This is a genomic window from Heyndrickxia sp. FSL K6-6286 (assembly GCF_038630395.1).
Taxonomy (GTDB): Bacteria; Bacillota; Bacilli; order Bacillales; family Bacillaceae_C; genus Heyndrickxia; species Heyndrickxia oleronia.
In genome coordinates this window covers 2,116,987-2,136,708 of record NZ_CP152029.1, presented here as the reverse complement: position 1 = coordinate 2,136,708, position 19,722 = coordinate 2,116,987, and the positions used below count along the sequence as shown (strand labels likewise).

Genomic DNA, 19,722 nt, shown 5'->3' with positions numbered 1-19,722 from the left:
TATTTGTAAAAACTTAAATTCTATACTATTGAGAAAAGGGACTTATATATACACTTCAACTAATGTGTTGCTTTGTAAAAGCCCTATTGCCGGCTTTTACTCCTATTAGATAATTAGCGCTCTTATATTGCTTGCAGCTCTTTTCTCAGTTAAAATAGAGAGACTCATCTCCATTTTAACTGAGAAAAAGCCTTATACCAAAAAACCGTATCCACTGAGATACGGTTTTCTTTTTATCTTAAATCATTGTTGCTTCGGGTTCATAGGAAATCATCTGCGAAATATGGTTATTTTCATCCAGAATAGCGATTTTTGGCTGATGATTTTTTATTTTATCCTCTTGAATAAGAGCGTATGAAATAATAATGACAATATCTCCTACTTGAACAAGTCTGGCAGCTGCACCGTTCAGACAAATTACACCACTTCCCCGTTTGCCTGGGATAATATACGTTTCTAAACGTGCTCCATTGTTATTATTCACGATTTGTACTTTTTCATTAGCAACCATTCCAACCGCGTCTAGTATATCCTCATCGATTGTAATACTGCCGACATAATTTAAATTAGCTTCTGTAACTGTTGCTCGGTGAATTTTCCCATTCATCATTGTACGAAACATAAATGATTCTCCTTTTATTTCTTTTGTGTAGTCTACCGGACATCAAGGATGAAATTATCAATCAATCTTGCTTTTGAAAACTTTACTGCTATTGCGATGATAACCTTCCCTTCAATAACATCTATCGCTTTTAATGATGGATAAGAATATATTTCAACATAGTCAATCTCACCACTTGTATTTAATTGAAGATGGTCAATCACCATTTCTATAATCCGTTTTTTAGATTTTTCACCAGACGTAATTGCAGTCTTTGCCTTTGTAAGACTTATATATAATTCTTTTGCCTCAACTCTTTCTGAATCGGATAAAAAGACATTTCTTGAGCTTTTTGCTAAACCATCAAGCTCTCTATTTGTTTCAACAGCAATGATTTGGATAGGTAGAAAGAAATCCTGTACAAGTCCATCAATCACTGCAATTTGCTGTGCATCTTTCTTACCGAAATATGCTCTCTCAGGCATAATTAGTGAAAATAGCTTTAACAAAATGGTAACTACTCCATCAAAATGGCCAGGTCTACTTCTCCCACAAAGTACCCCGGCTCTTTCCACGACAGTAATTTGATTATTCATTTTATTTGGATACATTTCCTCAACGGAAGGTGCAAAAATATAGTCCACTCCTGCTGCTTCTGCTAAACGTTGATCATGTGCCAAATCTCGTGGATAGGAGTCAAAATCTTCATTTGGTCCAAATTGAGTAGGATTGACAAAAATACTCATAATCACGATATCATTTTGTTCCTTAGCTTTTTCCACTAAAGCTAAATGGCCTTCATGTAAATAGCCCATGGTAGGAACAAATCCGATAGTTTCATGATTTTGTCTATGCTGCTTAACTATTTTCGAAATCGTCGTTCTATCTGTCACCAATTTCATTTTATTTTCCTCCGTAAAATGTAGACAATTCCTCTTGTTTCATTGTGAACGAATGCTTATCCTCTGGGAATTTACTCGTTTTCACATCTGCCACATAATTTTTTAGTCCATTCAAGATGAAATCATTACTATCTGCATATGTTTTTACAAATTTAGGTACTCTTTCAACACCAAACATCGTTAAGTCATGGAAAACTAATACTTGACCATCGACATCTACTCCTGCTCCAATACCAATGGTTGGAATACTGATGTTAGCTGTCACCTCTTTTGCTAATTGCTTTGGTACACATTCTAAGACAATTGCAAAAGCACCTGCTTCTTCACATTTTTTTGCATTTTCAATCAACTGTATAGCTGCATCTGCCGTTTTGCCTTGAACCTTATATCCCCCTAAGACACCTACAGTTTGAGGGGTTAAACCGAGATGTGCCATAACAGGAATACCTGATGATGTTAACGCTTCAATCATTGAAATTACATGTCCAGCACCTTCAACTTTTACAGCATTCGCACCACCATTTTGAATAAGACTAGCGGCATGTTTCAACGTTTCCTCCCGGCTAAGATGATATGTCATAAATGGCATATCGGTAACGACAAATACATCACTAGCTCCTCGTTTTACAGCTTTTGTATGATGTATCATATCCTCAATCGTAACAGGTACTGTTGAATCATACCCTAAAACAACCATCCCTAAAGAATCGCCAACTAAGATCATATCCAAATTGGCCTGCTGTGCCAATTTTGCAGTTGGAAAATCATACGCGGTAACCATGGTGATCTTTTCCTTATTTTGCTTCATCATTTTAAAATCTGTCGTTTGTTTCATCATGTTTCCTCCCTTAGTATTTGACTAGGGGAGCATCCAACCTTGCTTTTTATGGTTAGCTTGACACAAAGTCTAATTTGCTGGATCATATTTAGAACGTTTGATGCAAAAAGAGCCCTTCCGCAAGGCAGAAGGACTCCTGTTATTAGTAAATGATTGACCCATCCTCCGTCCCCGTCCAATTCATGGATCAAGGCAGAACAATATTCTATTAATAATAAATGTAAGCAAGGTGCAGTTCCTTTTGGATACTACCCGAGTAAATTATATCAAAAGTTTTCATTACTTACTATCCATTTTTTATTTTCCTACCTCAATATCCGCAGAATAAATATCATGAATGACACCATTTTTATCCTGGATTTTTAATACGCCTTCATCAGAGATACCTATTGCTTTACCAGCTATCACTTCATTAACGGTACGAGCAATAATGTCCTTCCCAATACTGATGGCATAGCTTTCCCATAATAACTTTAATGGAGCAAAGCCTTTATCTAAGTAAATCTGATAATACTTTTCCAAATTAGCTAGGATTTGTTGAATAAGTATAGAGCGGGACAGCTTTCCACCATTTTCAATCGCTATTGATGTTGCAACTGAATGCAATTCTTCGGGAAAGTCTTCTCTCGTTTGGTTAACATTAATTCCGATTCCAATAATAATAGAGTGAATTTTATCCGAATCTGCTTGTAATTCCGTCAATATGCCGGTTACTTTTTTTCCTTTTATTAAGATATCATTTGGCCATTTAATTTCTGGCTGTAGGTCGAATAGTTGTTCGATTGCCTGTACAACTGCAACTGCAGTAATCAAAGTAAATTGTGGTGCCTTAAAAGGTGGAAGTTTTGGTCGTAACACAATGCTCATCCATATTCCAGTAAACTTTGGAGAATGCCAATGTCTAGTTAATCTTCCTCTTCCATTCGTTTGTTCTTCAGCTACCACTATTGTTCCTTCTGGACAACCTTCTTGTGCTAGTTGATGGGCCACTTTTTGTGTCGAATCAATTGTATCTAAATATTGAATCATACTACCTAGTTTAGAAGTTTTCAGGCCTAAACGAATTTCATTTTCTGTCACTCTGTCCATTGTCGATATAATTCGATACCCTTTTTTACGAACAGCCTCCAGTTCAAATCCTTCTTTTCGCAGCTCCTCTATATGCTTCCATACTGCCGTTCTTGAACAACCTAAAATATCAGCGAGTGCTTGTCCTGATAAAAATTCTCCATTTGCATTGGTAAATGCCTCTAGCAATCGTTTGCGAATGGGAGATTGCATGTTCGACTCCACCCCTTTATCTCATCTCGATCATTGGCAATTTCTTTATTTAAAATGGCCAATTCAATCTGTTGCAACAAATCCTTAATCCAAGGTCCACCGGGTCGATTAAACCAATTTATTAAGTCTTCCCCTGAAATGACTATTTCTTCACGTGTCTTAATCGGCATGATTGAAAATTCATTCTCGATTGTTTCCTTGATCATGTATATCGACTGTTTATTCATTGTTTTATATACTACTTCAGCATCAATCGCAATTTCCTTTGTTGCATAAAAAAGTGAAGCAACTGTCCAAGAACTTTGATATCTTTCCTTCAAGACCGAAAGAGCTTTCACAATGTATTTCATTTGTTTAGATGGCATTCGCCATTCTCTTAAGAAATTCATCGGTTCGTTTACATCGATTAAGGCTAATATTAAAAGCCATGTTTGATTTTCAGAAAGTTCATTCACATCTAATTCTAAGCATTGTTTCAATTTATCTGTATGGTCTTTAAAACCGGGCAAGTAATCAATAATTTGACAATCAAACAATAGAGTTAAAGCTTGTTTTTTATTGCTGCCTCTAATTAACTTTGTAAACTCTGCTAAGATACGCTCTATCGCAATATGCTTTAATAAATAGGCATTTTCACTAATTGCAAGCTTTGTACTCATATGCAATGAAAATTCAAGTTGACTAACAAATCGAACCGCTCTCATCATTCTTAGTGCATCTTCATGAAATCGTTCTTTTGCATCCCCAACTGTTTCAATTAATTGATCATTAATCGCTTGTATACCATTAAACAAATCAATGATTCTTCCTTTTTTATCCATGGCTAATGCATTCATAGTAAAATCTCTTCGTTCTAAATCCTTTGTCAATGAACGGATAAAATGAACCGTTTCTGGTCTGCGATAATCCCGATAATCAGATTCTGCACGAAAAGTAGTAACTTCATAGCCAATCCCGTCGAAGAGAACAAGTATCGTTCCATGTTCAATACCAATATCTATGGTTTGACTAAAAATTTTTTTTACTTCCTGAGGAGTAGCAGATGTTGCAATATCAACATCATCAATTTTTCGATCTAGTAAATAATCTCGGACGGAACCCCCGACAAAATATGCCTCAAATCCATTACTTTCTAATGCCTCTATAATTGGGATGGCACTTAGAAATGGTTCATTCATTCCATCCCCACCTTTTCTTTGTCTGGTATTAGATGGTAATAAATGTCTTCATATTGTTCAATTATTTTCTCTGACATAAACTGATTGTGAACGGTTTGAATCGCATTTTCAGAAAACTCATTGTGTATTTTTTCATCTTCAAGAAGCTTTAAAGCATAGGTTGAAATCATTTCAATATTTCCCAATTCACAAACATACCCATTCATATGATCTGTAATTACTTCTGGAATTCCACCAATATCGGTTCCAATACATGGAACACCACAGGCCATAGCCTCAAGAGCTACTAATCCAAAACTTTCCTTTTCTGATAGCAAAAGCATTAAATCACTTATGGAGTATAATTCTTCAAGATTATCTTGCTTTCCCAACATGAGCACGTCTTCATTTAGTTGTAATTCATTCACTAATTTGCATACGATTGTCATCTCGGGACCATCACCAACTAAAAGGAGTTTAGCCGGTATTTTCTTTTTTATTTGAGCAAAAACCTTAACTACATCTGGTACTCTTTTCACATTTCGAAAATTAGATACATGAATGATGATTTTCTCATCTGGTGAAATTCCATATTCCGTTTTTAAATCACTTGAATTAACATTTCTGTACACCCGTTCATCAATAAAATTATAGACTGTATCAATTTCTTTCTTTGGTTGAATTAGATCATAAGTTTGTTGAACTAAAGCTTTTGAAACAGCTGTCACATAATCAGATTGCTCTATACCGAAGCGAATTGCTTCAGTTAATGATGGATCATAACCTAAAACAGTAATATCTGTTCCATGTAAGGTCGTTACAATCTTTACATTAGTCCCGGCCATCTGTTTTCCTAATATTGCACAAACAGCATGAGGCATTGCATAGTGAACATGGAGAATATCTAATTTTTCTCTCTTTATCACTTCTGACATCTTACTAGCTAACGCTATATCATAAGGTGGATATTGAAACACAGAGTATTGATTTACTTCGACCTGATGAAAATAGATATTATGATACATCTTATTTAAACGGAATGGGATGCTTGAAGTAATAAAATGGATTTCATGGCCTCGCTCTGCAAGAAATTTTCCTAATTCTGTGGCTATGACACCTGAACCTCCAACAGTCGGGTAACAGGTAATACCAATTTTAAGCTTTTTTCTCATTCTCCAATCACATCCATATTTAATATAAGCGGCTTTTTCGTTTTAAAGCCCTCGGCAAATTTTACTCCAACTTCTTTTCCGAACATTCTCTCTCTCGCTTGTACAGTTTCAATATAACCATCTGTTAGCGGTGTCCTTACACCTGTACTATTCATCACAAACTGGCTCTGGTATGCTTCTAAACTTTCTACTTTTTTAACCATATAGTTGGTTACATCAATGACAAAATCAGGATGATGAAAACCATTTATCATATAATGATATAAACTTTTTGGTTTATGTGGAGGCAAATTTAAACTCGTTTCAAATTTTTTAATCCCCGCAGAAAATATGGCCTCTTCTACTAATTTTGCACAATTACCATGGTCTGGATGTCTGTCCTCTAAAAATGGCGCAAAAACCACTGTAGGTTTATATGTACGGATGACTTCTACAACCATGCGTATATGTTCAATGGTAAGATAAATTCCACGATCAGGAATTTTTAATGAAATCCGTTCCTCAACACCTAAAATTGAGGCAGCCTTTGCCGCCTCAATCTTTCGATTTTCAACCGTTCCATTTGAAGACAATTCTGCTTCTGTTAAATCACAGATGACGACTTTTTTTCCTTCACTCGTCCATTTTGCAATCGACGCGGCCATTCCAATCTCTACATCATCTGCGTGTGCCCCAAATGCTAATATATCTATTTTCTTATTCATGCCTTGTTTCACCTCTAATAATACTTCGCCATTGTAAATCGCCTTTTTCTAACCCACGAACAAGAACCTCGGCAGTACCCATATTCGTTGCAAGGGGAACGGAATATACATCACATAAACGAATTAATGCGGTCACATCTGGTTCATGTGGCTGAGCTGTTAATGGATCCCTAAAAAAAATAACCATATCCAGTTTATTATTGGCAATTAATGCTCCTATTTCTTGATCACCGCCATATGGCCCTGATTGGAAACGGATCACTGGTAGGTTTGTCTCTTCGTTTATCCTTTTCCCAGTCGTACCTGTTGCATATAATCGTTGCTGTGCAAAAATATCTTGGTATGCTGTCACAAACCGAATCATATCATCTTTCTTTTTATCATGTGCAATTAATGCAATCTCCATTTCCTATGCCCCTTAATCGATAATATTTTCCAATCCGTAGACTAATGTATTGATTGCCAATACTGTTTCAATGGATAATTTGACCCCTGACATAAAGGAAGAACGATTATATGAATCATGACGAATTGTTAAGGATTGTCCATCTGCACCAAATAACACTTGCTGATGTGCGATTAATCCTGGTAAACGGACACTATGTATATGCATTCCATCAAAGTTGGCTCCTCTAGCACCAGTTATACTTTCTGATTCATTTGGATGTCCCTGTTGCTTTTTCTCCCTTGATAAAGAAATCATCTCCGCTGTTTTTACAGCTGTTCCAGAAGGTGCATCAAGTTTCTGATCATGATGCATTTCAATTATTTCTACATCTTTAAAATATTTTGCAGCTAATTGGGAGAACTTCATCATTAACACCGCACCTATAGCAAAATTAGGTGCAATGATACAACCAATATTTTTTTCTTCTGCTAATTGTTTCAATTCTATTAGTTGTTCTTGGGTAAAACCTGTTGTTCCCACAACCGGTCGAACTCCATATTGTAGGGCAGTTTTTGTATGTAAATAACCAACTTCAGGTGTAGTTAAATCCACAAATACATCTGCATTTGATTTCTGAAGACATTCTTCTACATTTGAATATACAGGAATATTTTCATATAAATGAAAATCTTCTATCTCATGTAACATTTTCTGATCATGCTTATGATCTAAAACACTCACAAGCTCAAATTTTTCTTCGTGAAAAACCAGCTTGACTGCTTCTTTTCCCATTCTTCCACGAGGCCCTGCAATAATTACTCTCACTTTATCCATAATTCTTACTCCTTTTCTTTTTTCGTCCATCTATCTTTATCACGTGTATTAAATTTGTACATCACTCTTTCATGAGCTTCTTGTAAATTTATATTTAATGAATTAGCTAAACAGATAAGAACAAACTGTAAATCTCCTAACTCTTCTTCCACCGTTTTTACCTTTTCTGTATTCTTCTTAGGTTTCTCTCCATAATAATGATTTACTTCCCTTGCTAATTCACCGAGTTCCTCAGTTAATCGGGCAACCATCGCTAATGGGCTAAAATAACCTTCCTTGAATTGTCCTATATAATCATCAACTTCTTGCTGCATTTGTTTTATTGTTTTTTCTTCCAATATCAAAACACCTCACTTATTTCTCTCTTCATGTTAGCTAAAACAAAAAATTTTTACAAATGTTTTAATTTATTCTAGAACCAAGCATTGCCAGTTGTAAATCCGTTTTATATAATGAGAACGTTGTGCTAATTTTGATTTTATTAACTTTTTCTTTAATAACTTGGACAATCTATACTCAAAAGGACAGGAGGAAACAACATGCTTCGTGGTTTAAAAATAAAAAATATTTTATTTATTCTATTAGGCTCTGCAATTTTTTCATTTGGTATCTATCACTTTAATATGCAAAATAACCTTGCTGAAGGTGGATTTACCGGTATTAACCTGCTATTATATGCCCTTTTTAACATAGATCCTTCCTATTCAAACTTAGTGTTAAACATTCCGGTATTTATTATCGGTTGGAAATTACTTGGGAAAAGAGAATTTATTTATACGGTGATTGGAACAATTGCTACATCCATATTTCTATGGATCTTTCAAAGAAAGCATTTAAATATTCCACTTGAGCATGATATGTTTCTTGCTGCTTTATTTGCTGGAGTATTTATTGGTATTGGCTTAGGGATTATTTTCCGTAATGGTGGTACAACAGGTGGCGTTGATATTATTGCACGATTAATATTTAAATATAAAGGATTAGCCATGGGTAGAACGATGTTCATATTTGATGCATGTGTCATCACTCTTTCCCTTTTGACCTATTTGAATTATCGTGAAGCCATGTATACACTAGTCGCTGTATTTGTTGGTGCAAGAGTGATCGACTTTATGCAGGAAGGTGCTTATACCGCAAGAGGAGCATTAATTATTTCACCAAAGCATGATGAAATTGCTAATTTAATTATGAATGATATGGAGAGAGGAGTAACAGTTTTACAAGGGCGAGGCTCCTACACAAAGGAAGAAAAAGATGTACTTTATTGTGTCGTAGGTAAAAATGAAGTCGTCCGTTTAAAAGGATTGATAAATGCCGTAGATCCACATGCATTCGTTTCCGTTACAATTGTTCATGATGTATTAGGAGAAGGTTTTACTCTTGATGAAAATAAGAAACCCATTGAAGTTTAAATTCATTTCCACTAAGTATAAAAAGGAAGGCATGTTATCATGCCTTCCTTTTCTTAATCATCACTTCTATTTGAAAAAATTAAGATCAACCTTAACAATTCAAGAACTGCAACAGCTGCAGCAGCTACATATGTTAATGCAGCAGCATTAAGCACCTTTCTTGCATCATGCTCTTCCTGATTATTAATTATGCCTAATGAGACAACTTGATCCATTGCTCTTGACGAGGCATTAAATTCTACAGGGAGGGTGACTAATTGAAATAAAACCCCTAAAGCCATTAAAACAATCCCAATTAGCAGAAAAGTTTGACTAGCGATTAATCCAATAATAATGAAAATCCAAGAAGCGTTCGAACTAATATTTGCTACAGGAACAAGGGAGTGGCGAAATCTTAATGGACCATAGCTCTCTTTATCTTGAATAGCATGACCAACTTCATGGGCTGCAACAGCTGCTCCGGCAACAGAATTGCCATGATAGTTTGAAGAAGATAAATTTACCGTTTTCGTCATTGGATTATAATGATCACTCAAAAATCCACTATGTTCAACCACTTTTACATTGTATAAACCATTTTCGTCTAAAATTCTTCTAGCTACTTCTGCTCCATTCATACCAGTAGTATTTGGAACTTCCGCATATTTCTTAAAAGTTCTTTGTACTTTAACCTGCGCCCAAATCGGAATAAGAGCAATAATAATATAGTAAATAATAAACTGCATTGGTTTCCTCCATATCTCGATGATATTACTATTATTTTATTCAATTCAGGTGAAATGGTCAATCATAATGCTCTTTTTGCTTCGTATGTTTTTCTCCTCTGTATTTTCTCCAACCAACATACGATAATGTCATGACAATAATACTACCTGTTGTAATAATCACCCACCATAATAAAGGATCTGTTTCATCCTCAGATAATTTATCGAAAATATGTTGTAAATCTGACTCTATAATATCTAATTGTACTAGCTGTGTGTCATCTTCAATAATTCGATTTCTAAACTTATCAATAAAAGAAATATCAGAATCTAACTTTTCTAATTTTTCTAAAGACAGATCCACCTTTAAACTTGGTTGAATTAATGAATATTTTTCTAAAAACATAGTAAGTGCTACATCATATGCCATTCGGTCCTTCTCTTTAGCCGCTTCTTTGATTTGAGAAAATGCTCCCATAATTGGCTCCTGTAACTCTGTCCACAATGGTTGATAGTGAGAATTAATTGCATCAATCACTAATCGGAACGTAGTTACTTTATCAATTTTTTCTCTAGGTTCTAAGCTTACTTTATTTATTGCACGAATAGCATCATTATATGACATCATGACTATTTTTAATTCATCCATTGCTAATATCGAGCCGTAGGATGTCTCTTCAATAAATTGATCTTGAAATTGTTCAAGAAATTTTTTAGCCGCTTCGAACCGGCCAATCTTTGTCATTTGTAAAGCTTCATCAGCAATTTTATCTAACCTATCTAATGGTGAAGTTTCCGCTGCATGAACGTGAGTGGAAGTCAATAAAACGAGCGAAAATAGAAGGATTAATATTTTTTTCATCCTTGTCCCTCCTCAAACTACTAATAAAGTGTATGAGAAGATGGACAAGATTAGACCTGATTTTAAATAGGACTAATTAATAGATCGTTAATTTAAGACTATTTTTTCGAACGGAGAAATAATAGCCGATTGCTAACGATAATATGCTTAACCAGAACGTAAAATATCCAATTTCTCGAACATAGATTGCCAATGCACCGTATTTCGGATATTGCATAAATACGTAATCAATTACATCATTATGTAAAGTCCAGATAGCTACTATTATAATATGTTTAAGCTTTATTCGATAAAAAGGAGAATATAATATCCCTTCTATTGCCATAGCTCCATGTGACATTATTAACATATACCCTTGCCATGGCAATTCACCAGTCACAATTAAGGTTAAAATGTTCATGACTACAGCCCAAACCCCGTATTTAAATAAAGTAACGATTGCTAAAGCTTCAATGATCGGCCAATTTTTTTTCAATAAAAATGCAAATAATACAAGAGTGAAAAACAAACTAGCTGTAGGGCTATCAGGTACAAAAGGAAGGAATATTGTCGGTGTAACATCAAATTGAGGTTTATACCATATATATCCATAAATTGTCCCTAATAAATTTACGATTAATAACACCCACAAAATATACCGATTCGCTAATATTGGATATAATAACTTCATTACGTACCGCCTTTCCTCTCACTCCCCAAATGACTTGAAATAGAAAGAAAAGCTGGCAAAAACGCCAGCTTTATCCCTTTCTATTATTCAGCTTTTAGCCCTGAAACAAATTCAGATAGCTTTTTCAATTCATCGTCAGAACCTTTAAATTGATTAGCTGGCATATTGCCTTTACCTTCTTTAGCAATTTTTGCAACTTCATCAGCACTTAAACCAGTACCAATTAATGATGGAGCTGCTGGACCACCAGTTAAATTCTCACCGTGACAAGTAATACATGATTGTTTAGAAATAACTTGGTATCCTTCTGAAGATTTATCAATATCTGCTTTCGCAACAATTTTCCCTTGTTCAGCCGCTTTTTCCCAATCATGGTGAGCCGCTGCTTCCCAAGTTAAATAGAAGACTGCTGCAATGGACAATAGCATAAATCCAGTTGCTAACGGACGTTTCAATGGACGTCTATGTGGTCCACGATCAATAAATGGAGCTAAAAGTAATCCTACAAATGCAATGCCAGGAATAATTAGTCCAATGATATTATATGGACCTGATGCATAGGAATATTTCAACATTTGATAAAGGAATAAGAAATACCAGTCAGGCATTGGAATATAACCTGCATCAGCTGGGTCAGCAATACGCTCTAATGGTGCTGGATGTGCAGCAGTTAGGCATAAAAATCCAACTAAGAATACGGCACCGACCATCCATTCCTTTAATAGGAAGTTTGGCCAAAAGGCTTCTGTTTTCCCTGGATATTCCGAATAGTCCTTAGGGCCCATTTTTTTACGAACCGAAGGGTCAAGAACACGTGAATCCCCTACAAATTTCATCCCTTTTCCACGATGCATTATGTCCCCCTCCTTCTTATAAAGAGTCAAAAATTTCTTAAATCAATTATTATAGCGAAATTAATTTTACAATGGTCCAGAAATACCTTGTTTACGGATCATTAGGAAATGGGCAGCCATTAATCCTAATAATACTGCTGGCAAGAAGAATACGTGAATCGCAAAGAAACGTGTCAATGTTTGTGCACCAACAATATCCGGATGTCCTGAAAGTAGTTCTTTCGCATATGGCCCTATTAATGGTACTGAATCAGCAATTTGCAATGTAACTTTTGTCGCAAATAACGCTTTCATATCCCAAGGTAATAGGTAACCAGTTAATCCTAAACCAAGCATAACAAATAAAATAAGTACCCCAACAATCCAGTTTAACTCACGAGGTTTTTTGTACGCGCCTTGGAAGAAAACACGAAGTGTATGTAAGAAAATCATAACAATAACTAAACTTGCTCCCCAATGGTGCATACCACGAACAATTTGACCGAATGCTACTTCATTTTGAAGATAGTAAACAGACTCCCAAGCGTTCTTAATATCCGGTACATAATACATTGTTAAAAACATACCAGATAAAATTTGGATTACCGTAATGAAGAAGGTTAATCCACCAAAGCAGTAAACAAACGCTGAAAAATGATGCGCCGGGTTTACATGTTCTGGTACTTCATGATCAGCGATATCTCGCCATAAAGGCGTAATATCTAAGCGCTCATCTACCCAATCATAGATTTTATTAAGCAATGATTACGCCTCCTTTACTTTACAAATGGATTTTCTTTCGGTTTTCCTAAGTACAAGTAACCATCTTTAACTTTTGTTGGATACGCATCCAATGGTGCAGACGGTGGTGTACCAGGGACGTTTTTGCCATTTAGCTCATAGCGTCCACCATGACAAGGACAATAGAATTGATGTGGATGTTGTTTGTTTTCGCCCCATGTTACGTTACAGCCTAAATGCTTACAAATAGGTGATAATGCGATGATTTCGCCCTTATCATCTTTATAAACCCATGCTGTTTGTTCCACATCTGACTTATACCATGCATCCACTTGTTCGTATTTAAACACGACACGTTGTGGTTCATTTGTCAGTTCAGCTACTTTTTTTGGTGTAGCGTGAAACTCACCAGCACCTCTATGCTGTAGAACTGGGTCTACTGCAAAACGAACCATTGGCATTAAAATTCCAGCTGCCATAAACCCTCCTACACCTGTAAGTGTGTAGCTAAGGAATTGACGTCTTGTTACAGGATTCTTGCTCATCCTTTTCCCCCCTCTAACAGTAAGGTAAGTCCAATGGACATTAATAAAATACGCACAAATACAAACTAGGACATAACCATGATATATCAATCTTTCAACTAGGTCAATATGTCACAACTTTAAAAACATGTCAACAATGTGACGAATATCCGAATTATTTTATAGTTTGCCATTGTTGAACAATAATATTAATTAATTGTTTTACTTGATCCTCTAAAATGGAATGTTTATATTGTTCTTCCATATGTTCAAGAGGGACAGACGGTATCCAGATCAATTTTCCCTCCGTTTTATCTTGCTCCCTCCATGAGATATCGGAAGTTAAATAAAAGATATGGGAAAAACCACTTTCTTTCAATTTCACCTCCCAATTTTGAAGCATGTCCATTTTTTGATGATCTTCCAATGTATTTAAATACGTAAAAGCTGGAAACAGAAGCAATCTTCCTTTAAATTGCCTTTCTAAATGTAAGGATAAAAGCTCAATGAATTCACCTTGTGAAGCTGCTTGTTTCATTTCTGACCCAATTGCAATTGGCAATAAGGGGACGACTGCAGTATCAATAAACTGCTTCTCCTTTAAATAGGTTTCTATATCATTTCCATTCCACTTCATATAAACACTCCTAAAATATATTATTACAAAACCTTTTACAGAACATGCAAAATAAAGTACATCTTTTCTAATAGCTATTGTCTAAATTTAAAAAGAAAAGTGCATCTGCAAACGTTAGCACTTAATATTATAAATGAAATCCTGTTCCCTAAACAATCATTTATCTTTCAAGAAAAAACCTCTTGCAGGAGCAAGAGGAGAAACTAGTCGACATTTAATTGTTTAAGCTGCTCTGTTAATTTGTTAAATGAATCTAAGTCAAGGTTATCAAGAGCTTCATCAATTTCCTTTAATAATTTTTCCCGTTGAAAGCCTAGTATACTTTCCTGTAAAAATTTTTCAGCAACAATACGATCTTCATCATTTATGCGTAATAAATTTGGCATAAAAGGATTCTCTTCAAGCACAGCGGCATACTGATAAGAAAGATTAGCTGATTTGAAATTTAACTGGATGTAAATATCTTCCTCTCGATTTAAGCGAATATCATGAAACGATTTTTCAGCATCAGTAGTCATAATATTTTCTTTATAAAATCGGAATGGTACATTATCAACACAATGGGTAGACATAATTAATCCTCGAGGACAAAATTGCGCTTCTTCGACAAAATGAACCTTTTCCATTAATTGGTCATGACTCATTAAATAATTTAAGATCCAGACTGATTCCCTTCTCTTTAATTGATAATGATTCAAAAACCAGCGTATAAAATCTTTTTTCTCGTTGACAGATACAGGGGTGGCAGCCAATGTAATCCCTCCTCTGCATAATGAATATATGCGATTAATGATCTTCTAGTCGTTCCAAGAGTGAGATCCATTCCTCATTTAAAGGATCATCGTGTAAAAGTGTTTGAAAAATTTCAATTGCTTCTGATCTTTTTCCTTCTTCCATTAAGAAGTAACCATATTCCGCTAAAAATTCTGAATGATTCTTTAAGTCATTATATGCTTGCTGATAATGTTTTAATGCATCCTGATATTGTTCTAAAGCTTGGAAAGAGATTGCAGCATCCCAATGTAATTGTGGATCGATGTCACCTTCTTTTTCCATTTGCAATGTAATTTCTAAGACATCTTCATAACGCTGTTGATGTAGAAGAAGCTTATTTAGTGTTAAAGCAGCATCAATATAACCTGAATCTAAAACAAGTGCTTGTCGAAAATATTCTTCAGCAAGCGACTCATCTCCTAACTTTAACGCAAGCTTTCCACCAAATTGGTATAATTCTTTATTAAATTCATCTACTGCTATGCCAGATTTTACAGCTTGCATCGCATTTTCTAGATCCTCTTCACTTTCATAACATTTTCCTAAATACAAATAAAGTGAATGATATTCAGGATCCATTTCTCTCAATTGTATAAATAATTCGATAGCCTTTTTGAAAAATCCTGCTTGATAGGCGGTCAATGCATAACCAAATAATGTATTTATTTCATTATTTTCTTCAACTGCTCGTTCAAAGAAAGGTAACGCCTCTTCGAATTTTCCGGCTGAACTCAGTACTTCAGCTAAACGTCCATTTATATCTACACCTGCAATTAAAGTTTTTCCTTGATTAAGAAGCTCTTCATAGAACTTTATCGCTTCATTATTTTTACCCTCCGATGCATAGAGTTCCCCTAATGCGAAATCAATAATGGATTCGTCTGGAAGTAACTGCTTTGCCTGACGTAGTTTATTCTCACTCACTTCCACTAATCCTTGCATTTGGTATAAATCCGCTAAAATTAGTAAAGCTCGCGGATAATCAGGATCATCCTCTTGGATTGAATCTAAATAACTAATTGCATCAGATTCCTTATCCATCTCAATGAGTATTTCTGCTAATGAAACTTTTAATTCACCTTCATTTGGGTATGAGACAAGTAATAGTTCATAAAGTTCCTTTGCTTCATTTAAAAACCCTAATTGCAATAATTCCTCAGCTAATAAATATTTTTCTTCATCATTATTTGAATTTTTTATTTTAAGAAAAAGATCCTTTGCTTTATCCATATCTCCATTTTCTAGTAACTGAATCATTTTCTCTATATTTTCGTGTATGTTCATTTTCTTTCCCTTTCTTACACAAAGAGGGAAGTTCTTCTTATTATTATTTCTTCCCCGAAACCTGGACGAAATGTCACATGATTCGCCGTAGTAATTACTCGCCCTTTGTGTACCATAATCGCTAATCTACTATTATCATAAAGAATCTTACTCTGTTCAGCAACTATCCCGTTTTTAAAATAAAGATTATAATTGATTTCTCCCCCAACATGTAAATCTCCTCTCTTAGGGTATAAACCAAATTTCTTTAAGTCTTTTATTGAAATTGGGGTTTTTTGCAACAATTCTTTAGAAAGTTTCGGAATTTTCTCTTTTCCTAATACATCATTCCATTGTTTTAAGATCAATTTTCTTCTTGACTCTTCTTTAGTTAATAAAGTTGGTACTAGTATAGGATTATAAGGAAACATTGCTTCTCTTATCCATCCCCATGGAATATCGTTTATAGTAGATTCATCTTGAATTTCTAATAAAATGATGGCGATTTTTTCCTTTTTACACTTTCGAATCAAACTAGTTGATAGTTTTTCTAATGGTAGTCTTATGGCAATACAATAATCAACAGGACTATTGAGTAATGTTATTCTTTTTTTATGTAGTTCTTCATCAAATTGGAATTCATATTGAATGGCGAATGACGTTATAATCGTATGACAACCTTCTTGAAGAAAATTTTTAATGAAGTACTGTTTTAGTAATGGAAACGAGGTGTTGGGGAGTTTTTCGTCTAGCATCACATGTGTAGGTGTCATGATAAATGACGCTACATTCATTTTCATCAATGATGATTTCATCTTAGTTGCTTTAATTGAATGGAAGCTATTGTTTTTAATAATAAATGATTGCTGCTTTATGTCTTTTGCTTCTTCAGAGTATATATCTGCATTATCTATGATATACATACTTTCCCCTCCATCTAATAACTATATAGACAAGCTATGTTTTGATGGAGGAGAAAATGACAGGATGAACTGTAGATTTTTTCTTATTTTTTTGTTAAATAATGTAAATGTTCAAAGAAATTCGGGTAGGAAACACTGACTGCTTCTGCTCCTTCGATATATACATCTTCTTCGCAAATTAAGGCAGCAATACTTAGCATCATCCCTATTCGATGATCTCCATAGCTTTTTACTTTACCACCTTTTAGAGGTGTTTTCCCATAAATAATCATACCGTCCTCTGTAGCTTCAATCTTTGCTCCAAGAATAGACAATTCCTTTACAACCGCATCAATTCGATTCGTTTCCTTTACTTTCAATTCTTCTGCATTTTTAATGACAGTTTTCCCACTTGCTTGGGTAGCTAAAAGTGCAATGATTGGCAATTCATCGATCAGACGTGGAATCAACTCACCTCCGATTTCGATTCCTTGTAAATTACTCGTTTTTACAGTCACTGTACCTGATGGTTCGAAATTGCTCAAAGTATTTTCTTTTACATCAATGGATGCACCCATTTTTTGTAAGACTTCAATAATTCCTGTACGAGTCGGGTTTAAACCAACGTTTTCAAGAATTACTTTACTCTCATTCACTATCGCTGCAGCAACCATAAAGAAGGCTGCAGAGGAAATATCCCCTGGAACTTGAATATCTGATGCTACTAATTTTTGTTTTCCAGAAATCTTTATTGTATTTTCATTAATGGTTAGATTTCCACCAAATTGTTTAATCATTCTTTCCGTATGATCTCTCGTAGAAGCTGGCTCTATAATTGTCGTTTCCCCCTCTGTTTGCAAGGCAGCTAAAAGAAGACAGGATTTAACCTGTGCACTTGCGACAGGTAACCTATACTGTATAGGATGCAATGTACTACCTACAATAGATAATGGGGTATAATTCGCCCCTCTCCTGCCATGTATTGTCGCTCCCATTTGTTTTAATGGGTCTGTTACGCGATTCATCGGTCTTTTCGCAATGGAATCATCTCCAATGATGACTGAATGAAAGGGCCTACCAGCAAGTAATCCAATAATAAGCCGTGTCGTTGTACCAGAATTACCAACGTCTAAAATTTCAACTGGCTCCTTTAAGCCATCAAAACCATTTCCATGTATTTTTATTTCGCCATCCTGCTCCTCTATCTTGATCCCAAGCTTTCGAAAGCACTCAATCGTGCTTTTACAGTCAGCTCCGTATAAGAAGTTTTTTACAGTCGTTATCCCTTCTGCAATCGCTCCAAACATAATGGCTCGATGAGATATCGATTTATCACCGGGAACATCAATTGTTCCATTCAATCCCGATTTTTTTGATTGTAGATGGATCATATCGGCAACACTCCTTCCATTTTTTTATTGTATGAATAGTTCATAATTGGTCCTATTTTTTAAACAAACCATCGCTTGTTCCCGATCTTGGATTGTTTGAAAACTAATTCGCAATACTCCATAAATGTCTTCTCTCGTTTCCAAAATTCGGATATTTGTAATACTAATTCGTTCTTCAGCTAAGTACCCAGTTATTTCAGAAATAACCCCTGGATAATCAGGTACATCGACATATAAATCATAAAAAGAATGGATGACACCTTTTGTATGTATGGGTAAGCCATCACGATAAGATTTTGCATTTGCAAAAAATTGATAGATTTTATTATATTCATCATCTATTAGCATTTGTTCGATTTTCTGCATTTCTTGTTTCCATTCACACATAAGCTGTAATAATACATCCTTGTTACGCAAAGATATATCAGTCCACATATGTGGGTTAGAGGAGGCAATCCGTGTAATATCTCGAAATCCACCAGCTGCTAATCTTTGCAATAATGGATAGATCTCTTGATATTTTTTTGCATGCCCTACTAATGACGCTGCAATAATATGAGGAAAATGACTAAGAATACCTGTCATTTCATCGTGCTCATCTGCGGTTAATTCAATAAACTTAGATTTTGTACCAGCTAATAAATGTTTTAATTGGTTCACTTGTTCCGTCATGTTTGTATGTTCGGGTGGAGTTAGCATGTAAAAGGCATTTTCAAATAACAAACGTTTGGCAGCTACCACTCCACTTTTATGTGATCCTGCCATCGGGTGACCCCCAATAAAAGTAATACCTTTCTCAATAAATAATGCAGCCTTTTTCATAATTGATTTTTTTGTACTTCCTGTATCGGTGATAATAACGCTTTGTTTTAATGGCAATAATGCTAATTCTTCCATTACTTTTTCCGTTTCAAAGATTGGAATAGACAAAATAATGAAATCGGCATCAACGGCACCTTGTTTGATGCTCTCTGCCATATCATCGATTACTTTTAAAATTTTCGCCTGATTAGCTATCTCTGCATCCCTATCATAGCCAATAATTGTAGTATTTGGGTGCTCATTTTTAATTGCTAAAGCAACCGAACCTCCAATTAGACCTAATCCGATAACGAATATTTTCTGTTGCAAC

At 35.0% G+C, this 19,722-nt stretch carries 23 protein-coding genes; 1 reads left to right on the top strand and 22 read right to left on the bottom strand.

What is annotated here, in order from left to right; translation table 11 throughout:
* Nucleotides 1-238 precede the first annotated feature (238 nt).
* From panD to MHI39_RS10750, 10 genes are all read right to left on the bottom strand, one after another.
* The gene (gene panD, locus MHI39_RS10795; protein WP_259545166.1) at nucleotides 239-622 is read right to left on the bottom strand and encodes an aspartate 1-decarboxylase; all 384 of its coding nucleotides are present in this window, start codon (nucleotides 620-622) and stop codon (nucleotides 239-241) included.
* 32 nt (nucleotides 623-654) lie between these two features.
* A complete protein-coding gene (gene panC / locus MHI39_RS10790; protein WP_259545165.1) occupies nucleotides 655-1,503 on the bottom strand; it encodes a pantoate--beta-alanine ligase in 849 nt (282 codons plus the stop codon).
* Nucleotide 1,504: 1 nt separating this feature from the next.
* Nucleotides 1,505-2,338: a 3-methyl-2-oxobutanoate hydroxymethyltransferase gene (panB, locus tag MHI39_RS10785; protein ID WP_180212397.1), complete on the bottom strand. Its 834-nt coding sequence runs from the start codon at nucleotides 2,336-2,338 to the stop codon at nucleotides 1,505-1,507.
* A 300-nt stretch (nucleotides 2,339-2,638) separates the two neighbouring features.
* Nucleotides 2,639-3,622 (bottom strand): biotin--[acetyl-CoA-carboxylase] ligase, encoded by a 984-nt coding sequence (locus MHI39_RS10780; protein WP_342541232.1) that lies wholly within the window; start codon nucleotides 3,620-3,622, stop codon nucleotides 2,639-2,641.
* Nucleotides 3,592-4,800, bottom strand: a complete 1,209-nt coding sequence (locus MHI39_RS10775) for a CCA tRNA nucleotidyltransferase (RefSeq protein WP_342541231.1) — start codon at nucleotides 4,798-4,800, stop codon at nucleotides 3,592-3,594. The genes MHI39_RS10780 and MHI39_RS10775 overlap by 31 nt, the downstream gene beginning before the upstream one ends.
* Entirely contained in the window at nucleotides 4,797-5,951 is a 1,155-nt protein-coding gene (gene bshA / locus MHI39_RS10770; RefSeq protein WP_342541230.1) for an N-acetyl-alpha-D-glucosaminyl L-malate synthase BshA, read from the bottom strand. The genes MHI39_RS10775 and bshA overlap by 4 nt, the downstream gene beginning before the upstream one ends.
* On the bottom strand, nucleotides 5,948-6,655 hold the full coding sequence (gene bshB1 / locus MHI39_RS10765; protein WP_342541229.1) for a bacillithiol biosynthesis deacetylase BshB1: 708 nt from the start codon (nucleotides 6,653-6,655) through the stop codon (nucleotides 5,948-5,950). The genes bshA and bshB1 overlap by 4 nt, the downstream gene beginning before the upstream one ends.
* Nucleotides 6,648-7,061, bottom strand: coding sequence for a methylglyoxal synthase (gene mgsA / locus MHI39_RS10760; protein ID WP_342541228.1), 414 nt, complete (start codon nucleotides 7,059-7,061; stop codon nucleotides 6,648-6,650). Before mgsA ends, bshB1 begins: the two co-directional genes overlap by 8 nt.
* A gap of 12 nt (nucleotides 7,062-7,073) precedes the next feature.
* Nucleotides 7,074-7,877 (bottom strand): 4-hydroxy-tetrahydrodipicolinate reductase, encoded by an 804-nt coding sequence (gene dapB / locus MHI39_RS10755; RefSeq protein ID WP_342541227.1) that lies wholly within the window; start codon nucleotides 7,875-7,877, stop codon nucleotides 7,074-7,076.
* Between the two features lie 5 nt (nucleotides 7,878-7,882).
* Complete coding sequence (locus MHI39_RS10750) at nucleotides 7,883-8,215, bottom strand: nucleotide pyrophosphohydrolase (protein WP_342541226.1); 333 nt, start codon at nucleotides 8,213-8,215, stop codon at nucleotides 7,883-7,885.
* Between the two features lie 201 nt (nucleotides 8,216-8,416).
* Between MHI39_RS10750 and MHI39_RS10745 the strand changes: the two genes are divergently transcribed.
* Nucleotides 8,417-9,289 carry a YitT family protein gene (locus MHI39_RS10745; RefSeq protein WP_058002378.1) on the top strand — a complete coding sequence of 291 codons (873 nt, stop codon included), beginning with the start codon at nucleotides 8,417-8,419 and terminating at the stop codon, nucleotides 9,287-9,289.
* Nucleotides 9,290-9,342: 53 nt separating this feature from the next.
* Here the strand turns inward: MHI39_RS10745 and MHI39_RS10740 are convergent, their stop codons facing one another.
* The 12 genes from MHI39_RS10740 to MHI39_RS10685 all read right to left on the bottom strand — a co-directional run bounded on the left by MHI39_RS10740 (nucleotide 9,343) and on the right by MHI39_RS10685 (nucleotide 19,721).
* Nucleotides 9,343-10,014, bottom strand: a complete 672-nt coding sequence (locus MHI39_RS10740; protein ID WP_342541225.1) for a zinc metallopeptidase — start codon at nucleotides 10,012-10,014, stop codon at nucleotides 9,343-9,345.
* A 58-nt stretch (nucleotides 10,015-10,072) separates the two neighbouring features.
* Entirely contained in the window at nucleotides 10,073-10,855 is a 783-nt protein-coding gene (ypjB, locus tag MHI39_RS10735; RefSeq protein ID WP_342541224.1) for a sporulation protein YpjB, read from the bottom strand.
* Between the two features lie 76 nt (nucleotides 10,856-10,931).
* Complete coding sequence (locus MHI39_RS10730) at nucleotides 10,932-11,525, bottom strand: DUF1405 domain-containing protein (protein ID WP_058002375.1); 594 nt, start codon at nucleotides 11,523-11,525, stop codon at nucleotides 10,932-10,934.
* Nucleotides 11,526-11,608: 83 nt separating this feature from the next.
* Nucleotides 11,609-12,379: a menaquinol-cytochrome c reductase cytochrome b/c subunit gene (locus MHI39_RS10725; protein ID WP_058002374.1), complete on the bottom strand. Its 771-nt coding sequence runs from the start codon at nucleotides 12,377-12,379 to the stop codon at nucleotides 11,609-11,611.
* Nucleotides 12,380-12,445: 66 nt separating this feature from the next.
* Nucleotides 12,446-13,120, bottom strand: coding sequence for a cytochrome b6 (locus tag MHI39_RS10720; RefSeq protein ID WP_058002373.1), 675 nt, complete (start codon nucleotides 13,118-13,120; stop codon nucleotides 12,446-12,448).
* A 14-nt stretch (nucleotides 13,121-13,134) separates the two neighbouring features.
* Entirely contained in the window at nucleotides 13,135-13,644 is a 510-nt protein-coding gene (locus tag MHI39_RS10715; protein WP_058002372.1) for a ubiquinol-cytochrome c reductase iron-sulfur subunit, read from the bottom strand.
* 154 nt (nucleotides 13,645-13,798) lie between these two features.
* Nucleotides 13,799-14,260, bottom strand: coding sequence for a YpiF family protein (locus MHI39_RS10710; RefSeq protein ID WP_058002371.1), 462 nt, complete (start codon nucleotides 14,258-14,260; stop codon nucleotides 13,799-13,801).
* 203 nt (nucleotides 14,261-14,463) lie between these two features.
* Entirely contained in the window at nucleotides 14,464-15,012 is a 549-nt protein-coding gene (locus MHI39_RS10705) for a ReoY family proteolytic degradation factor (RefSeq protein WP_058002370.1), read from the bottom strand.
* Nucleotides 15,013-15,046: 34 nt separating this feature from the next.
* Nucleotides 15,047-16,318 carry a tetratricopeptide repeat protein gene (locus MHI39_RS10700; RefSeq protein ID WP_058002369.1) on the bottom strand — a complete coding sequence of 424 codons (1,272 nt, stop codon included), beginning with the start codon at nucleotides 16,316-16,318 and terminating at the stop codon, nucleotides 15,047-15,049.
* 14 nt (nucleotides 16,319-16,332) lie between these two features.
* The gene (locus MHI39_RS10695; RefSeq protein ID WP_058002368.1) at nucleotides 16,333-17,220 is read right to left on the bottom strand and encodes a hypothetical protein; all 888 of its coding nucleotides are present in this window, start codon (nucleotides 17,218-17,220) and stop codon (nucleotides 16,333-16,335) included.
* A gap of 83 nt (nucleotides 17,221-17,303) precedes the next feature.
* A complete protein-coding gene (gene aroA / locus MHI39_RS10690) occupies nucleotides 17,304-18,587 on the bottom strand; it encodes a 3-phosphoshikimate 1-carboxyvinyltransferase (RefSeq protein WP_310795886.1) in 1,284 nt (427 codons plus the stop codon).
* A 27-nt stretch (nucleotides 18,588-18,614) separates the two neighbouring features.
* Nucleotides 18,615-19,721, bottom strand: coding sequence for a prephenate dehydrogenase (locus tag MHI39_RS10685; RefSeq protein WP_071976097.1), 1,107 nt, complete (start codon nucleotides 19,719-19,721; stop codon nucleotides 18,615-18,617).
* Nucleotide 19,722: the final 1 nt, after the last annotated feature.